Genomic DNA, 17,385 nt, shown 5'->3' on the forward strand with positions numbered 1-17,385 from the left:
GTTATTCTTTGTTGGCTCGTTTTAGCTCATAGCAATGATGAATATTAGCCCTGCGCTTAAAATCCTCATCGATGGTTTCCTTGCTGATATTTTTTACCTCATAGCGGGCTATGATTTGTGGGGATAAACTAAATTTCCTGAGATTAGTGGAAAAATACAAAACACCATCTTCTTTTAAAAGCCGCATCGCAGCAATGATTGTTGCCTCATGATCCCGTTGAACATCAAAGGTGTCTTTCATTCGTTTTGAATTGGAAAAAGTGGGGGGATCTAAAAAAATAACATCATATTTTTCTTTGGTATTTTTCAGCCAATCCAGACAATCCGCTTGGATGAATTGATGATCACTAAACGTCAGGTGATTGAGACGAAAATTGTCTTTTGCCCAATTTAAATAAGTTTTCGATAAATCAACATTGGTTGTGTGGGCACCCGCTTTGGCAGCGTGAAGACTAGCTACGCCTGTGTAACAAAAGCAATTGAGCAACCGCTTATTGGCTGCCACTTTGGCTAATCGCTTGCGCATGGGTCGATGATCGAGAAATAGCCCCGTATCCAAATAATCGGTTAGATTGACTTTGACTTGAATATCGCCTTCATGAACGATGACTTCCTTGCCTTTGTCGGACAATTTGTCATATTGTTGCTTGCCTTTTTGTTGTCGTCGTTGCTTAACAAAAATATGACCAGGGGGCACATCTAACACTAAAGGTATGACCTGCATGGCCTCTAAGCTTCTCTGCTCTGCCTTGTGGATAGGGACTGTCACAGGTGGCGCATATTCTTGAACCACCACGCAGTCTCCATAACAGTCGATAGCAAAGGCATAATCTGGCAAGTCTGCGTCATACACGCGATAACAATCAATGGCTTGTCTTCCAGCCCATTTTTTTAGATGTTGGGCATTTTTCTTTAATCGGTTATAAAACATCTGTGCTCGGTCAGATAGTTTATCCGGCTGAGCCGATTTTAACGTGTTTCTGTCGCTTATCTGAAATAGATAAAGCTTGCATTCGATAGGGCCATTATAAAGCGTGTATTGCTTATCCGAGCGAAGACCGATTGCTTTGGCCAACATGGGGCTGGATGTCAATATGGCTGCTCGCCAGCCTTGGAACTGATGGGCCATGGTTTGCCCTAGTTGCTGATAGACAGGTATCAATGCATTCATATCCCCTAACCGCTCACCATAAGGGGGATTGGCGATTAATAAACCCGCTTTATGGGTATTTTCTATCTTATCAACTGTCTGAGTTAAAAAGCGAACCATCGGCTTAACGCCGGCTCGCTGGGCATTGTCCATTGCCGTTTTGATTAAAGCTTTATTCGTATCCGATCCGGTAATAGCCCCTTCGATACGGTGAACTTGTGTCAGCGCTTGTTGACGTAGCTTAGCCCACAAAGTGGGATTATGTTGATTCCAATGGATAAACGCTTGATCTTCACGCAATAATCCAGGTGCGATATTCGCAGCCATCTTAGCGGCCTCAATCACCAACGTCCCGGATCCACAAAAAGGATCGTGAAAGGAATAACCTTGTTTGGCCAAACTTGGCCATTGGGCTCGTATTAACATTGCCGCAGCAACATTTTCTTTAATAGGCGCCTCGCCGGCCCGTTGACGATAGCCACGCTGGTGTAAGCTATAGCCAGTTAAATCAAAGCTGATGGTTATTTCATCTTGCTTGATAAATGCATGCAATCGGATTTGTGGATTTTGCTTATCAACTGAAGGGCGCTTTCCCTGTCTAGCAAAATAATCCACAATGCCATCTTTGACCACTTGGGCGCCAAACATGGTATTACGAAACTCCTTGGAGCTGCCATGAAATTCAACGGCAAATGTCTTATCAGCATTAAAAACAGTTTGCCAGTGATACTGTTGGCATAATTGTAATAGCGCACTTTGATTATGGGCTTGTCCTGAGAATAAGATAACCTGCACGCGATTGGCAATGCGAGACCATAAACAAAGCTGGTATAAAATTCCAATCGGGGCATAGCCATACACCCCTTGAGGACTCACCGTATCGACATGCAATCCTAAAGAAGTCACTTCATCTTTGAGCAGATATTCCAACCCTCTTGGGCAGCTAACAAATACATTATAATTCATTGCATCATGGCCTTAATGAGTCGAAAAAGGCTTCGCTGTGCACCATGATTTTGCTGACTGGCATATTCCATTTTTGCTTGGCGAACGGCTTGGCGAAGCTGTTGAATGTCATCGGGTTTATATTGACTAATAAATTCCGCAAGAGCTTGGTTATCCTCTTCAATCAATCGAGTACGCCATTGTTCTGCCAAATGAAAATCCGCGGTTTCGCCTTGTCTGGAACTCAAGATAGCTTGGTAGGCAGCTTCAATGTCGCTTAAGTCATCTTGACGTAATTGCTTCGCTAACCACTTCATATGACGCTTATGAGCACCATGTTGGTGTATCTTTTTTACGTCGGCTAGGCCTTGCAAAGCGGCCTCCGATAAAGGAAGCTGGCTAAGTTCATTGGCTTTTAATTCGAGTAAATTTTTAACCAAATCAAGTACCGCATCCGCATCGCGTTTTCGCTGGCTTTTACTTACCCATTCTGAATCTTCTGACACGTTAATTACTCTTTTATCAATCAAATAGTTGTCGGGCCAAGGCCCGACCTACGAGGGCTAAGTTTTTTTTACGACATTGAAGTATTCTTTCGATTGCGATGCACATCGTATTTAAAGGGTTTATTTTTTACCGCCTCGCCCGGATCGGGCATTGCCGACGTCAACCCAGCTTCTTTAATCAGTTTTTTCGCCTCATCCGCAATCACACGATGGACTTCCGTCGTGGGGTGAATATGATCCCAAAACAAATACCCATAACACGTCGAAGGCTCTTCTAATGCACTCATGGGATGCTGGTTATAAATAAACCCAAATTGAGCGGCTGTCATGAGCTCCGGGTTGTCCTTTATCATTTCCCAGTGGCTATTATCAAACTGAGCACTTCTTTTTTTAAGGTCGGAGTATATCAAATCTGGGGCAGCTTGCACAGCATTATACCATCCACTGTACGTTCCAAAATAACATGGATCGGTTACGTTGGTTAAGTGATATGCCGCAGGATCAGCCATGGCCTTTTCGAATGCGGCATTTACATCAAAGAAAATAAGCTTAATATCAGGATATTTTCCTCTTAACTCCTCAATTTTATCCGCTAATTTTCGATTATGAACATCGGTTATTTCTTTCAGCAAGCTTGGGTTACCATATTTTTGCACAAATGGGGAGGCATTTAAATCCGGCAAGTTGGCGACCAGGAATTTATTTCCGCCATTGCGCGCAAGGGTTTCAACTGCATCGCCAATGGCATTGACAACCCCCGTGGTGATTGAATCAACATTCGAGGGTCCATTGAGGTAGTTATTGGCTCCTATCCAGATAGCAAATAAGCTTGTCGTGGGCTTATCATGGGTATGCCAGTAAAGGTAATCATCCACTTCAATGGATAATGTAAAAGGTAAATTTCCTTTTCTGGAAATCACGGCACCCGCACCACCCACAGCATAATCCTGGAAACCACCCACATTTTGTTCGCCGTACCAATCTTGGTATAAATATTCTGCCCAAATCGGTCCATTGGAAAAATGACCTTGATAATAGGGCGGGGAAATTGGCAAATAGCCCCACATATAAGCGTAGAGATTCCCATTATCGGTGAGGCTATCACCAAACATGACAAGGGAATCAAATTGGTTGAGGGGCATTGACTGGCTCGATAAAGCACTGAGACCTAATAGCAGCGATGCAAGTAATTTGCGGACCATATGGTTACTCCTTGGATTAAACAGCTTGATTACAGTTTTATCGAAAAATGCCTCCTTTTGCAATGACTATTCCCTATCAATTGACACTATTTTACCAAATAGCAACTCAAGGGCGTTGTGCGGAATATAAAAAGCAGGACTTACGTCTCAAACAATTTCAGAATTTTATCGGGGATAGGTATTGATTGATTTTTCTTATAATCGACCCAAACGATTTTACTTTGTCCTTGCGTCACTAATATATCGTTTTGATATATTTCATGATCCATCAAAAAGCTTGATCGGCCAGGGCTATGGGCTTTACTCCTAATGGTGAGAGTAGCAGGGTATACGACCGCTTTGAAATACGTTGCTGTCATCGAGATAACGACGGGGCCTTTTTTCTCCCCTAATGTGAACCCCAATGTTCCGAGCCATTGGATGCGTGACTCTTGGAAATAATCAAAATACCGGGCATTATTGATATGGCCAAGGGCATCCATATCACCCCATTCAATATCGAACGTCCTCTCATGAAAGGTAATTGTCATAACATATCCTGTGGGTCTCTATCAATTATCCAACGCACATTACTGCCATACTTATTGATTGTCAGCCAATCTCGAAGCAGGGTCAAGGTCTGTTGCAAATGGGCTCGATTGTCACTTTTAAATAGCAGTTGATAACGATATTCATCGGCCTGCCTGGCCACTTGTGCAGGGGCCGGTCCTAAGCATTGGACGGGTGAATTCGATAACCACTGTTTAACTTTGTGCAAAAAAGTGAGGACTGTGCCAGCCTTTCTCGCTTTTGCTTGAAATAGAGCAAGATGAGAAAAAGGCGGCAATTTTGCCAACTGCCGATTCGCTAGGAGCCCCTCGGCAAAACGTTCATAGCCGTATTGAATTAAGAGATTGAGCATGGGGTGCTGAGGCTGGTGAGTTTGTAACATCACTTCGCCGGCTTTATGCCCTCTTCCAGCTCTTCCAGATACTTGGATCAATAACTGCCCCATTCTTTCCACCGCTCTGAAATCAGACTGCAATAAGCCCGTGTCAGCATCGACGATAACCACGCAGGTAATATGGTGAAAATCATGCCCTTTTGCCAGCATTTGAGTACCAACAATGATTTTCACCGATTGATCGGCAATTTGAGATAATTTCTCCGCCCAATCGCCTTTGTGCTTGACTTGATCTCTATCCACCCTCAACACGGGATAGTCTGGAAACGTTTGGGTTAAAAAGGGTTCTAAGCGCTGTGTTCCGGCACCCACTGAAATCAGCTCCGTACTCTGGCATGCTTGGCAATTCACCATCGGCCTGCGATGATACCCGCATAGATGACAATGATAGCGTTCATCTTGGCGATGAAAGTTCAAATGACTATCGCAGTGTGGGCAATCGGCAATCCATCCACAAACGTGGCATAAAATGACCGGGGCAAAGCCTCGGCGATTAAGGAATACCAATACCTGGTTACCAGCGTCTAAGTGCTTTTTCATGACCTCTAATGTTGGCTTTGCCAAGCCATGATCCGGTTGATGGCGGCGCAAATCGACTATTTGGTAGTGAACTGGATGGGTGCTAATAGCACGCTGCTTAAGGACCAATCGTTGATATTTACCTAGTGCCACATTTTGCAAACTTTCTAGACTGGGTGTGGCTGATCCTAATATAACCGGCACGTTGGCTAAACTTGCTCGATAAATAGCACTGTCTCGCGCAGAATATCGCACCCCTTCTAGCTGTTTAAATGAGGCATCATGTTCCTCATCCAACACAATCAACCCGAGATTTGGTAAGGGTGTAAATAATGCCGTTCGAGTACCAATGACCAAGGAAACTTTCCCTTCTCGCGCTAAAACCCAAGCTCGAAACCGCTCATTATCATTCAACTGGGAATGGATCATCATCATCGGGTGTTTAAACCGCCTCTGAAATCGAGCTAATAATTGTGGGGTAAGGCCAATTTCTGGCACTAACAGCAACACTTGCTTACCCGCTGCAATCACATGCTCAATGACTTGCTGATAGACTTCTGTTTTACCCGAACCGGTGACTCCTTGCAGTAAGAAACATTGGTAACGATTTAAGTGTGAAACAATACTATCAACGGCTTGTTGTTGCTCGTTGTTTAACTTTGGATAGGGCTTTTCTTGCCATGCGTGCAATGGGGGAACGAGGGATTTTGTTGCCCGAATTAAACCATTTTCTTGTAAGGTCTCCCAGTGCACTTTGCTAAATCCAGCCTGGCGCATCATGGCTTCATTCACGGGATGATCCACTTGGGCTAACCAGTCCACCAGTTGTCGAAGCTTTTTCTTCCGGTTATCAAGCGGGTTACTTTCTGGGGATGCCGAAGGGTCTAATTGGTAGTCATTTTCCCAACACGTTTCAATCGATTTCCCCAATCGAAACTGCTTGGGTAATACCGTGGCCATCACCTCGGACAAAGGGGATTGATAATAGTGAGCAACCCACGTTAATAAATCGAAAAAGGCATGATCCAATAGTGGCTTTTTATCTAAAATTTCATCGATTGTTAGAATTTTGTCGGGTTCTAGTTCACTGAGGCTAAAGCCAAGGACAATCCCTATTTTTGTTTTGCCTCGAAAAGAAACCAACACTCTCGCACCCACTTCAGGCTTATTATCACCATAGGCATAATCGTAATAATCACGCATGGTATTGGCGATACAAACCTGACAAATAGGGGTGCCACCAATCATCTTTGCGCCTTATCTGACTTTCGCCAACGATGGCAAGCTGACTGCCCTGGCGCAGAAAAAACTTTCACTTTCATTTTTTCCACCCGGTGGCGAATCAGTTCGTCCTTATCCTCAATTAATTTATCGATAAACCATCGCGATAACTCTTCAACCGTGATATTTGTTAGCGGCAATAGTGTGACGTCTTCCTTCAAAAAGGGTATTTTTTTCTGGTTAAAAGTAAAATAATAATACTCATCATCTTCCGACACCGATAAATAAGGAGATTGGGTGGGCATTAAAAACGTTTGATTGAGAGAGTGGCATAAATTCTGAATTTTGTGTTTGTAATATCGATAATCAAACGTCATGCCATTGTCTTTTACCCAGGTTGTTATGCCCAGATACACGGTATAGAGATGACCATGAAGTGGCTCTCGCTCAGTCGCAGAAAAAATGGTGGTATGTCCTGCAGAGAATTTCATGCTTTCTTTTTGTAATTCGACTGTTGTCAAATAGGGTTGGGTCATTTATAAGCTCGCTCGTTTGTCAAATAGGGTAAACCCCGTTAAAGAAATATCCATTCCTTTTGTTAAAGCCATGACTTTAAATAGCTCACCCATTTCCGCTGGATGAGTCAAGTAATTGATTGCTTTGGATTGTTGAATGAGAGCCGTCTCATCATTTGCCGAATTATTTAAGCTTAACAAACCATTATTCATTAAAAAAGCAGCTTGGTTTGTAAACCCAGCGACATGCATCCCTGACTCATAGGCCGACTCAGCAATCAAGGTGAAATCCACATGAGCCGTTATGTCTTGTTCACCTGGTTTATGTAAAAAATCAGGATGGGTGTGGTGCTGATGATGGCACATCAAGGTACCGGTCTTTCTATCTGGATGATAATATTCATGACGCGGAAACCCATAATCGATGGCAATAAGCGCTCCTTGGTTTAAACAACTACCGATTTGATTGATCCATCCCTTTGCTAACCAGTTGACCTCGGAGTAATAAGGTTGGGGCAAATTGAGAGGTAGAATGACATGCTCAATATAGTGACGAAGTTTGCCATTATCCATTTTCTGCCAAGTTTCTTGTAAATCGCCTTGTTCATCAACGCCGATATAACTCTCCCACAAGCATTCTTGATCATATTTGAACCGATGAACAGGCATCGCATCAATGACTTCATTTGCCAACATGACACCCGTAAATGTTTCAGGCCAGGCCGATAACCAATGCACCCGCTCTATTAAATGAGGCAGTGCTTGTTGGATGGTTTGTTGCTGTTTGGCTTTTAAGCTGCCACTGACTTCAAGAATATAATAATTAGCCGGCAGGGCATCATCCCTTTCTAAGGCCGTTAACACATCCACACACAGACGTCCTGTGCCGGCACCAAACTCGAGAATGCTTGCTTGTTTAAGGTTAGTTAAAATTTGCAAACATTGATTGGCCAGCGTGTGGCCGAATAGGGGGGTTAGTTCCGGCGCGGTAATGAAATCACCTTGTCGGCCAAGCTTTGGGGTACTGGCGGTATAATACCCTCCTTGAGGGGCATATAATGCCTGCTGCATATAGTCAACGAAGCGAACGGGTTGGTTGGCTTTCACCCAATCTAGCATCTGCGTCATAACTCATTAAATCTCATAATACATCAAAAATTCTAGGGCGTGTCCTTATTCCATGCGTTGTAGCGAGAATGTGGACACATCCTAGATTATAACCGATATCATCGTTTGCCAAAACACTTCATTTTACGTCAGATAGGCGACTACCAGTGAAATAGCCAAACCGACACCCGCCAACAGAATATCCCGACTAATTACCCAAGCAATTTCGAGGTAGTTTCTTTCGGATTGTTTGGCAAAGCGAAGCCCTATTTCACGCCCAGCGAGCAGGCCTAAAAAAACCCAAGTTGTGCTAATTGGGATATGACTCCATATTTTTAAAAAATAGAGGTTACAAGCAAAGATTAAATCGATAAGTGTGGCCGATCGATAATCGCTAACGGATGACTTTTGTGCGACAACTTGCTGTATTCGCCCACCTCTGAGATAGACAAATAGCCCCAGAATGCAAAATAAATATCCGATAACAATCATCGCTTGCCATGCCGATAAATGCCTAGGCAAATAAACAACAACATTAGCACTATCATGCATTAACCAAATCACCCAAAGATAACTTGTGCTCAAAAACTGCCCTATTTGCCATCGTCGATTTTGTGCATCATTTAACGCTTTCGTTTTTGCAAATGCGCTGCTTAAAATCCAAAATAAAAGCAAGCCGACAACACAGGCAATGCCATAGCCAAACAGGGATTTGACAATAATCTTACCGATCGTATCGTTAGAACCAAAAACACTCAGGACAAGAAAGGTAGTTGAAACAGGCATACGCCAATGCGTTAGCACAACAAGGACAATTGGGCTTAAAAGTTCTAAATAATCAAATGTCGTGGGTTGAGGGATTGATTGTAGACGACCATAGGCCAAATCGCCGTTTCCTTGATACCAACCATAGGATAACGTTAATATCAATAACCCACCGATAAAGATCCATAACATGTAACCCGAGATTTTTTTGGTGCTGGTTAGAAATGTTCCGAGTGTTTGTATGCTGTCATTGGCTATCACACTGTATCCAGCGACGGCAAACCCGAACCACATCGCATAGCGGGGTGTATCATGAATAAACCAGGCAAGGATGCTCAGTCCAAGAATGAACATATAGAACGCTAAGGGTCGTCCTAATTTCGTCATGAGCATCTTAATAATGGATAATATAAACAGGACTTATGAAAAACCCAAAGGCCGAGGCATAAACATTTTTCAATGAGGGAGTTTAGACTAACTAAATGACCGAATTGAAACATGTTTATAACGAAGAGATTGGGGGTTTTTCGTAAGTCCTGATAAATTGACTTTAAACGACCTGGGTATTGCTGTCAATCATATTGAGCAATTTGAGTTAACTTGGGTATAATTAACTGTATATTAAATTGAACGACTTTCACGCTTTAACGCAAAGTGTAAGAAGTCACCACTTGTTACAATAGGCCATCTATGTCTAACCCCATCGCTTTAATTACCGGCAGCGCCCGACGAATCGGTGCCCACACCGCCAAATACCTTCACAATAATGGCGTTGATGTGATTATCCATTGCCACCACTCTCGCCAACAAGGCCAAGCCTTGGTCGACGAACTAAACCAAACCCGATTACAATCGGCTTGGTTAGTTGAACAAGACTTATCAGAACCCCAAGCGGCTGAAGCAATTTTGGCACACGTTAAATCCTTGGGACTTACTATCACCTACTTAATCAATAATGCCTCTGTATTTATTAAAAATGACGAGTCTATTAATGGCTTAGACAGTTGGGAGGCGCAATTTCACATCAATACCAAAATGCCTTATGCATTAAGCCTTGCTTTTCAGCCAATGTTAAAAGCAAATCAAGGCGCCATTATTAATATAACCGATATTCATAGCTTAACACCGCTGAAAGACTACACGATCTATTGCCAAAGCAAAGCAGCGCTCGCCATGCAAACCCGCGCTTTAGCCAAGCAATTTGCCCCAGATATCCGCGTGAATGCCGTTGCTCCTGGCGCCATTGCTTGGCCTGAAGAGGCGAATGCTTTATCTAAAGCACAGCAGCAATCCATCATTGATAAAACGTATCTTAAAAAGCATGGCCACCCTGATTTCATTGCCCAAGCTGTGTATGCCCTAATTAGCAATCCATTTATTACCGGCCAACATTTATGCGTTGATGGTGGTCGTTAATTCAGCCTAAACAACACGTTGACGATTACTTGATTTTGATTATCTATCTTGTCAGAATGCTGATTTTAGATAAGAGGGGTTATATATGCTTGATCAATCCGTTGAATCGGTTGAATTTAAAGCGACCAGCAACCTCGCTGGAAAGCTTGGCGATTTTAAAGGAAGCTGGTTAGTGCTTTACTTCTATCCCAAGGACGCAACACCCGGTTGCACCACTGAAGGGCAAGATTTCCGCGATAAATTCAGTGAATTTACAGCGTCTCAGGCAACCATTTTTGGTATTTCACGTGACAGTTTGGCTTCTCATGAAACATTTAAACAAAAACAATCTTTCCCGTTTGAGTTAATCAGTGATTCTGATGAAATGCTATGCAAATTGTTTGATGTGATTAAAATGAAAAACATGTATGGCAAACAAGTAAGAGGCATTGAGAGGAGCACCTTCATCATCAATCCTAACAGCGTATGCGTTAAAGAATGGCGCAAAGTCAAGGTCCCTGGTCATGTTGATGAGGTCCTTAACTTCCTGCAAAGCCAACGCTAAAAGCAAACTTTCTAAGCTAGGGCGTTTCCTCATGCCATTCGATGGAGCAAGAATGTGGATACGTCCTATGTCAGATTTAATTTGGTATTTGTTTTACGTGATTTACAGAATGTTTCCGATACGGCAAATACAATGATTATCAATCCAATGGTCCAGCAGCTAACATGGGCCCCATGGTGCCAATAAACTGTGACAGTCCAATAAACAAAGCGGCATTTTTACGGGGCAGCCAATCATAGACTGAGATAAGCAGGCATATAAAGCCAAAGGATGGGCATTTTTTGTATTTAGGTGGTGCCGAGAAGAGGACTCGAACCTCCACGGGGTTGCCCCCACTAGCACCTGAAGCTAGCGTGTCTACCAATTCCACCACCTCGGCTTTTGTGGTGTGATAACTATACTCAATACACCTTAAAAAGCAAGTGTTTTGAATGGTCCGTGGTTTATTGTGCGTGCTATTTCGTATTCAAACGATAATTTACTGGATTAATTCTAATTGTTTATCAATCCATGACTCAATACGCAAATGTTCTAATACCATCTGTAAATCTTGAAATTGATGGCCTAAATGATAGAACAAATTATCATCCTGTTGGACTAATTCACTGATTGAGTAGTAGGCTGAACGGCCAAGTTTGGCGTAATAGGAAATAGAGACTCTTCTTCGACTGGCCACACCAGGAAATAGCCCACAAAATAATAAACTTTTATCACCTAAATCTTGCAACAAATCAATTTGAATCTTTTTGGGCTTATCAAGTGACTGGAAGTAATCAATCGCCAAGATCGATTCGATTAGACGAGGCTTTTGCGCATATCGCATTAACATCAGCACCAAATAACTTTCGGTATTTTCTTTTAACATTAGTTGGCTACGCTGTTGGGCTTCATTCACTAAGGCATGCCACTGGCTCATATCAGTTGGATGTAGAATTAAAGATTCCATACAGCCTCCTTTGTTCTTATACTGATGCTCATCCCAACATTTCCAACGCTCAGTATGAGCATTTATATCTAGTTATATTATAATTTTAGCAAAAATATAACTTCAAGCTTATTTTATCAAAGGATTCATCCATAACGAGTGAGAAAATCATTTTTATCATCCAAATTTTTGCCTCCGGCTAAGGGAGTAGCCATTGACATATTCATCATTATCAGGCATAAACCCCCTACAACGAAGCTATTCATCGGGGGCACTATGACGATAAAATCAGATAACTGGATAAAAAAAATGGCAGAGGAACATCAGATGATTAGTCCCTTTGAGCCACGCCAAGTTCGCGAACATGGCCAAGCAAAAACAATCTCTTATGGTTTGTCGAGCTATGGCTATGACGTCCGATGTGCCGATGAATTCAAGGTGTTTACAAATATTAATTCGGCAATGGTCGATCCAAAAGCCTTTGATCAAAAGAGCTTTGTCGATGTTCAATCAAATGTCTGTATAATCCCGCCCAATTCTTTTGCACTTGCCAGAACAGTTGAATATTTTCGCATTCCTCGAGATGTTCTGACTATCTGTCTAGGTAAATCCACTTACGCGCGTTGCGGGATCATTGTCAATGTGACGCCACTTGAACCTGAGTGGGAGGGACACGTCACTTTGGAATTTTCCAATACAACACCTTTACCAGCTAAAATATATGCCTATGAAGGGGTTGCGCAAATGTTATTCTTGCAATCTGATGATATATGCTCAGTTAGCTATAAAGATAGATCAGGAAAATATCAAGGCCAAACTGGTGTCACCCTACCCGAGGCTTAGAGAATCCGATGATGATAAGAATCCCCATGCATTATCCTTTAGCATGGGGGATATGCTATTCGTCTACTTCTTTAATTGGATGGCTATTTCTGGACGCATCAACCCGCTCTTTCAGTTCTTTTCCTGGTTTGAAATGAGGACTGTATTTTGATGTCGTAACCACTTTTTCACCCGTTTTTGGATTATGGGCATTTCTTGGTGGGCGATGGTGCAGACAGAAACTACCAAACCCTCTTATTTCAATGCGTTTTTTACCCATTAAGGTATCACTCATATGCTCCAATATATAATTGACAGCTTTTGCTATCTGCTTTTCTGGTAAATGCATCATATCTGATGATAGTTTTGCAATTAGTTCTGATTTTATCATATAGACCTCAGCTTGCCTTATCGAACCATTGACTAACGCCTTCAACGACTTTCACTGCTGTATTTGACAACACGTAGTCAGATCTACCTATCATACATGCCCGTTAACATGTTGATTATTAAAGTATAGTCTAGCATGAAATTTATTCAAATTTTAGCATCATGATTTTATCTTTCTTGTATTAGGTTATTACGATAGAACATTCACAAGCTTATAGGCTAGTTAGATTTTTTTCTGTGAATGTATGCTTTTACAATCCCCCAGCTCATGAGCACATCTGTGCAGTAGATTATCGTATAGGATTCAAGTGGAATGGATTTGGTCGTGGTTATCACAATGGCATCATTTTTAAGAAGCGCTAATTTATCCATTAACTGTGACCATAAATCCCCGATGATTGCCGTTGAGTTAATAAATATTAAATTTCCGTCGCACCAATCACACAACAAAAAGTCGTTATGGTTAAAATGGATAACCGGTTCTTTATGGATATAGTTTGGATGTGTAATCAGTCGTTGTTTAATTTGTTGAGCTTGTTCATCTAAGGTATTCAAACGTTCGATCCCTGTCGCTTTTTTTAGAGGAAATACCATTGCAGCTGCCACTACTGCTTTGCCAGCGCCGCTGCCCAAATCATAAAAAATGGTTTCTTGGCCAGGCTTACACAAACTGAGGAGTGCAATAAACGACTGAAATCGTATCTCCCCATAAGTTAATGCAAATTCATCCTTTTGCTGCCTAGCTAACTTCGATGCTTCGAAACCATTTATTTCTAAGTATAAATCATTAAATACCGATTCATGCTTGTCAATGTCGAGCTCTTTTCGCCATATTTTCAATCGGTTATTACGAAAATACGCCGGCAAAAGTAGGACCATAATGCTTACAAGTGCTAACACTAACCATAGGCTATCCCAAATTGTTGACTTCATGCGTTAAAATCCGCTCTCGTTCTTGATGACTCAATGATGGCCAAGCTTTGATCAATACTTTGCCTGCTTCTCGCTCATTTAATGCAACTTGATGGATTTCCCATGGCCATTCATCACTGATGTACATACCGATTGTTAATGAGGTGACTAACGTTGTAATCAAAACCAAAGTTGCGGTGCGCCATTGAAAATTTCGCATCATTTTTGTGCTAGTCTGAACCGCTGTTTGAGCGACTTGCTCTACCTGATCACAACTATCAGCGGCTATTCGCCTGAAGTAATCCACATCATAATCAGATAACTGTGCCTCAATTTTATTGACCGTTTCTTGACAATGTTCTTCTATTTCTCTTGTACATTGACTCACGGCTTTCGACAAACTTAATTTTTCATGGCCAAATATATCTGAGATGGTCTGTTGCAGGTCGCTTAAACTTGCTATTTTTTTTTCAAATAAGGTAATTGCTTCATTAAGTTGGACTTTCAGACGAGCTATCCCTGCTTCTGAGAGCGTATCTTTCACGCTATCTAAGTCTTTTTGTATCGCTTGTTGCTGCTGATCGAAACGTGATTGTTGATTATCAAATGATTCCTGTTGTTGGTGACGCCAAGCCACCAATTTTGTTTCTGCCAATTCAAAATAGGCTATAAATTCGCCAGTATGTCTCAGCAGGTCCTTTATTTGCTGCAATTCTTGATCGGATAATTGTTTCATCCTATCCTCCATATCCGTCTGTCTTACAGTAACTGTTTCTTTAATAAACGTGATTGAAACAGGTTCTAAGGCTTTCCATGGCAGAGAAGAATAGCACTACCCATGATCTATCATGGCGAACTTTAACAAAATGCTCAAGTAAATTTTTAAAAATTTTATAACTTTTACACAGAGTGAGAATTTATAGGTGCATTATCTGTATCAGCCACGATAAATCACAGAATTTCACGGGTTGCTGAGAGTGTCCTTATCGTCTTGTGATTATTTTCCCATACATCAGCTTCATTAAACATCAATATTTTCTGCGTCTAACGCATTTTCTTCGATGAATTCTCGACGTGGCTCAACGTCATCCCCCATCAAGGTTGTGAATATTTCGTCAGCGCTTATGGCATCTTCGATTTTTACCTGTAGCATACGCCTTACGTCTGGGTCCATGGTTGTTTCCCAAAGTTGCTCGGGATTCATTTCACCAAGGCCTTTATAACGCTGTATTGATTGACCTTTCTTAGCTTCTATTAATAACCAATTAAGCGCCTGCTCAAAACTATCAATTGGTTCTATTTTATCGCCACGTTGTACATAAGCACCTTCTTCAATTAGGCTATTTATTTTACGACCAAGTGCTGTCATTTTTTGATAGTCTTGTGAAGAAAACCATTCTGGGGGAAGGTTGATTGCTGTGGTTAAACCATGTTGAATAATGGCAATCTCCGGGTGATAATAGCCTTCGCCATTCATTTTAGCGGTGACTCGATATTCAACTCCTTTTTTACCCAGTTGATTCAACGACAAAGTCAGTTTTTCACACCAGTTGGACACTTTGGTCTCATCCTTCAGTGCCGATACCTCCATGGCAGTTAAGTAGACCATCCGCCACAACGCGTCTACCGTATATTTTCGAGTATGTCGACTAACAATTTTCTCAATACCTCGATATTCCCTGACGAGATCTTCTAACGCTACAGAAGAAATAGGAGGCACGTCGCCACCCGGATATAGTGAGGCACCTTCTAATGCTGTTTGTGTTAAATATTCAAACAACGCATCATCATCTTTGACATAATATTCTTGCTTTCCTTTTTTTACTTTGTAGAGAGGCGGCTGGGCGATATACATGTAACCGCGCTCAATCAATTCGGGCATTTGCCTATAAAAGAAGGTTAATAGGAGCGTGCGGATGTGGGATCCATCCACGTCGGCATCGGTCATAATTATGATTCGATGATAACGCAATTTATCAGGGTTGTATTCATCTTTACCGATGCCACAACCTAACGCGGTAATTAGCGTGGCAACTTCTTGAGAGGATAGCATTTTATCAAAGCGTGCTTTTTCAACGTTCAGGATTTTACCTTTCAGTGGCAATATTGCCTGGAAGCGTCGATCACGCCCCTGCTTAGCCGAACCACCCGCTGAATCACCCTCAACAATATATAATTCTGATAAGGCGGGGTCTTTTTCTTGGCAATCGGCCAACTTTCCTGGAAGCCCAGATATTTCGAGAGCTCCTTTTCGTCGAGTCATCTCTCTTGCTTTTCTGGCAGCTTCCCGCGCTCTAGCAGCATCAACAATTTTACCCACAATCGATTTGGCTGACGTTGGATTTTCAAGAAGAAAATCATTTAGATGCTGGGCAACTAATGATTCAACCACTGCTTTCACTTCAGACGATACGAGTTTATCTTTTGTTTGTGAAGAAAATTTGGGATCTGGCACCTTCACTGACAATACGGCTGTTAACCCTTCCCGTGCATCATCCCCTGTTGTCACAACTTTTGCTTTTTTTGCCAGACCTTCAGATTCTATATATTGATTCAATGTTCTTGTTAATCCAGCACGAAATCCCGCTAAATGAGTTCCACCATCTTTTTGGGGAATGTTATTGGTGTAACAAAATATGTTTTCTTGAAAGGAATCGTTCCACTGCATGGATAATTCAACGACAATATTGTCTTTTTCACCCGATAAAGAAAATACTTCCGGTATGATGGGATTTTTCTTTTTGTTAAGGTGCTCAACAAATGCTTTAATTCCCCCTTCATATTCAAAGATATCTTCCTGATCATTGCGCAAGTCTTTTAAACGAATTTTTACACCTGAATTCAAAAAGGAAAGCTCACGCAATCGTTTTGCTAGTAAGTCATAATGGAATTTGATGTTGGTAAATGTCGCAGGACTTGGTTTAAACCACACCTCGGTACCACTAAGATCTGTCTTTCCAGTTATCGCCAAAGGCGCCGTAGGAACACCATTGACATAACTTTGTTCATGAATCGATCCTTCACGAAATATTTTTAACTTCAATTCTTCCGATAAAGCATTAACAACAGACACCCCAACGCCGTGTAATCCCCCAGAAACCTTATATGAATTATCATCAAACTTCCCACCAGCATGGAGGATTGTCATAATTACTTCGGCGGCTGAACGCCCTTCTTCTTTGTGGATATCGACAGGTATACCGCGTCCATTATCTCGAACTGTAATGGATTCATCACTATGAATGAACACGTCAATCTGCGAGCAATAGCCAGCTAATGCTTCATCGATGGAGTTATCAACGACTTCAAATACCATATGATGCAAACCGGTGCCATCATCGGTGTCTCCGATATACATACCGGGTCGTTTGCGAACAGCATCCAATCCTTTTAATACTTTAATATTCGACGAATCATAGCTTGCATTAACACTCATTGAAAATCCTCTATTGCATAAGAGATGCGCTTATTGACAAAGCCTTATTATACCAGCTTTTCTACTT

17 protein-coding genes and 1 tRNA gene are annotated in these 17,385 nt (G+C 41.9%); 3 read left to right on the top strand and 15 right to left on the bottom strand.

Translation table 11 applies throughout. The features are described 5' to 3' along the window. Position 1 precedes the first annotated feature (1 nt). From rlmKL to AB3348_RS12920, 8 genes are all read right to left on the bottom strand, one after another. Positions 2-2,116: a bifunctional 23S rRNA (guanine(2069)-N(7))-methyltransferase RlmK/23S rRNA (guanine(2445)-N(2))-methyltransferase RlmL gene (gene rlmKL, locus AB3348_RS12885; protein WP_367608009.1), complete on the bottom strand. Its 2,115-nt coding sequence runs from the start codon at positions 2,114-2,116 to the stop codon at positions 2-4. Continuing rightward, the gene (yjgA, locus tag AB3348_RS12890) at positions 2,113-2,601 is read right to left on the bottom strand and encodes a ribosome biogenesis factor YjgA (RefSeq protein ID WP_367608010.1); all 489 of its coding nucleotides are present in this window, start codon (positions 2,599-2,601) and stop codon (positions 2,113-2,115) included. The genes rlmKL and yjgA overlap by 4 nt, the downstream gene beginning before the upstream one ends. A 68-nt stretch (positions 2,602-2,669) precedes the next feature. Next, positions 2,670-3,803 (bottom strand): SGNH/GDSL hydrolase family protein, encoded by a 1,134-nt coding sequence (locus AB3348_RS12895; RefSeq protein ID WP_367608011.1) that lies wholly within the window; start codon positions 3,801-3,803, stop codon positions 2,670-2,672. 140 nt (positions 3,804-3,943) lie between these two features. Then, positions 3,944-4,333, bottom strand: coding sequence for an acyl-CoA thioesterase (locus tag AB3348_RS12900; protein WP_367608012.1), 390 nt, complete (start codon positions 4,331-4,333; stop codon positions 3,944-3,946). Then, positions 4,330-6,513 (bottom strand): primosomal protein N', encoded by a 2,184-nt coding sequence (locus AB3348_RS12905; RefSeq protein ID WP_367608013.1) that lies wholly within the window; start codon positions 6,511-6,513, stop codon positions 4,330-4,332. The genes AB3348_RS12900 and AB3348_RS12905 overlap by 4 nt, the downstream gene beginning before the upstream one ends. Beyond that, the gene (locus AB3348_RS12910; RefSeq protein WP_367608014.1) at positions 6,510-7,022 is read right to left on the bottom strand and encodes a 6-pyruvoyl tetrahydropterin synthase family protein; all 513 of its coding nucleotides are present in this window, start codon (positions 7,020-7,022) and stop codon (positions 6,510-6,512) included. The genes AB3348_RS12905 and AB3348_RS12910 overlap by 4 nt, the downstream gene beginning before the upstream one ends. Continuing rightward, positions 7,023-8,129 (bottom strand): class I SAM-dependent methyltransferase, encoded by a 1,107-nt coding sequence (locus AB3348_RS12915; protein WP_367608015.1) that lies wholly within the window; start codon positions 8,127-8,129, stop codon positions 7,023-7,025. 123 nt (positions 8,130-8,252) lie between these two features. Next, the gene (locus tag AB3348_RS12920) at positions 8,253-9,260 is read right to left on the bottom strand and encodes a hypothetical protein (RefSeq protein WP_367608016.1); all 1,008 of its coding nucleotides are present in this window, start codon (positions 9,258-9,260) and stop codon (positions 8,253-8,255) included. Between the two features lie 303 nt (positions 9,261-9,563). Between AB3348_RS12920 and AB3348_RS12925 the strand changes: the two genes are divergently transcribed. Beyond that, the gene (locus AB3348_RS12925; RefSeq protein WP_367608017.1) at positions 9,564-10,289 is read left to right on the top strand and encodes an SDR family oxidoreductase; all 726 of its coding nucleotides are present in this window, start codon (positions 9,564-9,566) and stop codon (positions 10,287-10,289) included. A gap of 85 nt (positions 10,290-10,374) precedes the next feature. Continuing rightward, on the top strand, positions 10,375-10,833 hold the full coding sequence (locus AB3348_RS12930; RefSeq protein WP_367608018.1) for a peroxiredoxin: 459 nt from the start codon (positions 10,375-10,377) through the stop codon (positions 10,831-10,833). Between the two features lie 139 nt (positions 10,834-10,972). Here AB3348_RS12930 and AB3348_RS12935 read toward each other — a convergent pair whose 3' ends face one another. The 3 genes from AB3348_RS12935 to AB3348_RS12945 all read right to left on the bottom strand — a co-directional run bounded on the left by AB3348_RS12935 (position 10,973) and on the right by AB3348_RS12945 (position 11,779). Continuing rightward, a complete protein-coding gene (locus tag AB3348_RS12935) occupies positions 10,973-11,155 on the bottom strand; it encodes a hypothetical protein (protein WP_367608019.1) in 183 nt (60 codons plus the stop codon). Next, positions 11,126-11,212, bottom strand: a tRNA-Leu gene (locus AB3348_RS12940). Before AB3348_RS12940 ends, AB3348_RS12935 begins: the two co-directional genes overlap by 30 nt. A gap of 99 nt (positions 11,213-11,311) precedes the next feature. Continuing rightward, positions 11,312-11,779, bottom strand: coding sequence for a hypothetical protein (locus AB3348_RS12945; RefSeq protein ID WP_367608021.1), 468 nt, complete (start codon positions 11,777-11,779; stop codon positions 11,312-11,314). A gap of 255 nt (positions 11,780-12,034) precedes the next feature. On the opposite strand from AB3348_RS12945, the gene dcd reads away from it, so the two are divergent. Next, a complete protein-coding gene (dcd, locus tag AB3348_RS12950) occupies positions 12,035-12,601 on the top strand; it encodes a dCTP deaminase (protein ID WP_367608022.1) in 567 nt (188 codons plus the stop codon). A 55-nt stretch (positions 12,602-12,656) separates the two neighbouring features. Here the strand turns inward: dcd and AB3348_RS12955 are convergent, their stop codons facing one another. The 4 genes from AB3348_RS12955 to gyrB form a co-directional block, all read right to left on the bottom strand. After that, complete coding sequence (locus AB3348_RS12955; RefSeq protein ID WP_367608023.1) at positions 12,657-12,971, bottom strand: integration host factor subunit beta; 315 nt, start codon at positions 12,969-12,971, stop codon at positions 12,657-12,659. A gap of 218 nt (positions 12,972-13,189) precedes the next feature. Further along, positions 13,190-13,903 carry a hypothetical protein gene (locus AB3348_RS12960; RefSeq protein ID WP_367608025.1) on the bottom strand — a complete coding sequence of 238 codons (714 nt, stop codon included), beginning with the start codon at positions 13,901-13,903 and terminating at the stop codon, positions 13,190-13,192. Continuing rightward, positions 13,881-14,618 (bottom strand): hypothetical protein, encoded by a 738-nt coding sequence (locus AB3348_RS12965; RefSeq protein WP_367608026.1) that lies wholly within the window; start codon positions 14,616-14,618, stop codon positions 13,881-13,883. The genes AB3348_RS12960 and AB3348_RS12965 overlap by 23 nt, the downstream gene beginning before the upstream one ends. A 285-nt stretch (positions 14,619-14,903) precedes the next feature. After that, on the bottom strand, positions 14,904-17,318 hold the full coding sequence (gyrB, locus tag AB3348_RS12970) for a DNA topoisomerase (ATP-hydrolyzing) subunit B (RefSeq protein WP_367608027.1): 2,415 nt from the start codon (positions 17,316-17,318) through the stop codon (positions 14,904-14,906). Positions 17,319-17,385 lie beyond the last annotated feature (67 nt).

Origin of the sequence: Legionella sp. W05-934-2 (assembly GCF_964199965.1) — a bacterium.
Classification (GTDB): domain Bacteria; phylum Pseudomonadota; class Gammaproteobacteria; order Legionellales; family Legionellaceae; genus JAFIFT01.

Coding starts and splice junctions, on each gene's coding strand:
- rlmKL (WP_367608009.1), bottom strand. CDS start 2,116: ATGAATTATAATGTATTTGTTAGCTGCCCAAGAGGGTTGGAATATCTG.
- AB3348_RS12895 (WP_367608011.1), bottom strand. CDS start 3,803: ATGGTCCGCAAATTACTTGCATCGCTGCTATTAGGTCTCAGTGCTTTA.
- AB3348_RS12900 (WP_367608012.1), bottom strand. CDS start 4,333: ATGACAATTACCTTTCATGAGAGGACGTTCGATATTGAATGGGGTGAT.
- AB3348_RS12905 (WP_367608013.1), bottom strand. CDS start 6,513: ATGATTGGTGGCACCCCTATTTGTCAGGTTTGTATCGCCAATACCATG.
- AB3348_RS12910 (WP_367608014.1), bottom strand. CDS start 7,022: ATGACCCAACCCTATTTGACAACAGTCGAATTACAAAAAGAAAGCATG.
- AB3348_RS12915 (WP_367608015.1), bottom strand. CDS start 8,129: ATGACGCAGATGCTAGATTGGGTGAAAGCCAACCAACCCGTTCGCTTC.
- AB3348_RS12920 (WP_367608016.1), bottom strand. CDS start 9,260: ATGACGAAATTAGGACGACCCTTAGCGTTCTATATGTTCATTCTTGGA.
- AB3348_RS12925 (WP_367608017.1), top strand. CDS start 9,564: ATGTCTAACCCCATCGCTTTAATTACCGGCAGCGCCCGACGAATCGGT.
- AB3348_RS12930 (WP_367608018.1), top strand. CDS start 10,375: ATGCTTGATCAATCCGTTGAATCGGTTGAATTTAAAGCGACCAGCAAC.
- AB3348_RS12945 (WP_367608021.1), bottom strand. CDS start 11,779: ATGGAATCTTTAATTCTACATCCAACTGATATGAGCCAGTGGCATGCC.
- dcd (WP_367608022.1), top strand. CDS start 12,035: ATGACGATAAAATCAGATAACTGGATAAAAAAAATGGCAGAGGAACAT.
- AB3348_RS12955 (WP_367608023.1), bottom strand. CDS start 12,971: ATGATAAAATCAGAACTAATTGCAAAACTATCATCAGATATGATGCAT.
- AB3348_RS12960 (WP_367608025.1), bottom strand. CDS start 13,903: ATGAAGTCAACAATTTGGGATAGCCTATGGTTAGTGTTAGCACTTGTA.
- AB3348_RS12965 (WP_367608026.1), bottom strand. CDS start 14,618: ATGAAACAATTATCCGATCAAGAATTGCAGCAAATAAAGGACCTGCTG.
- gyrB (WP_367608027.1), bottom strand. CDS start 17,318: ATGAGTGTTAATGCAAGCTATGATTCGTCGAATATTAAAGTATTAAAA.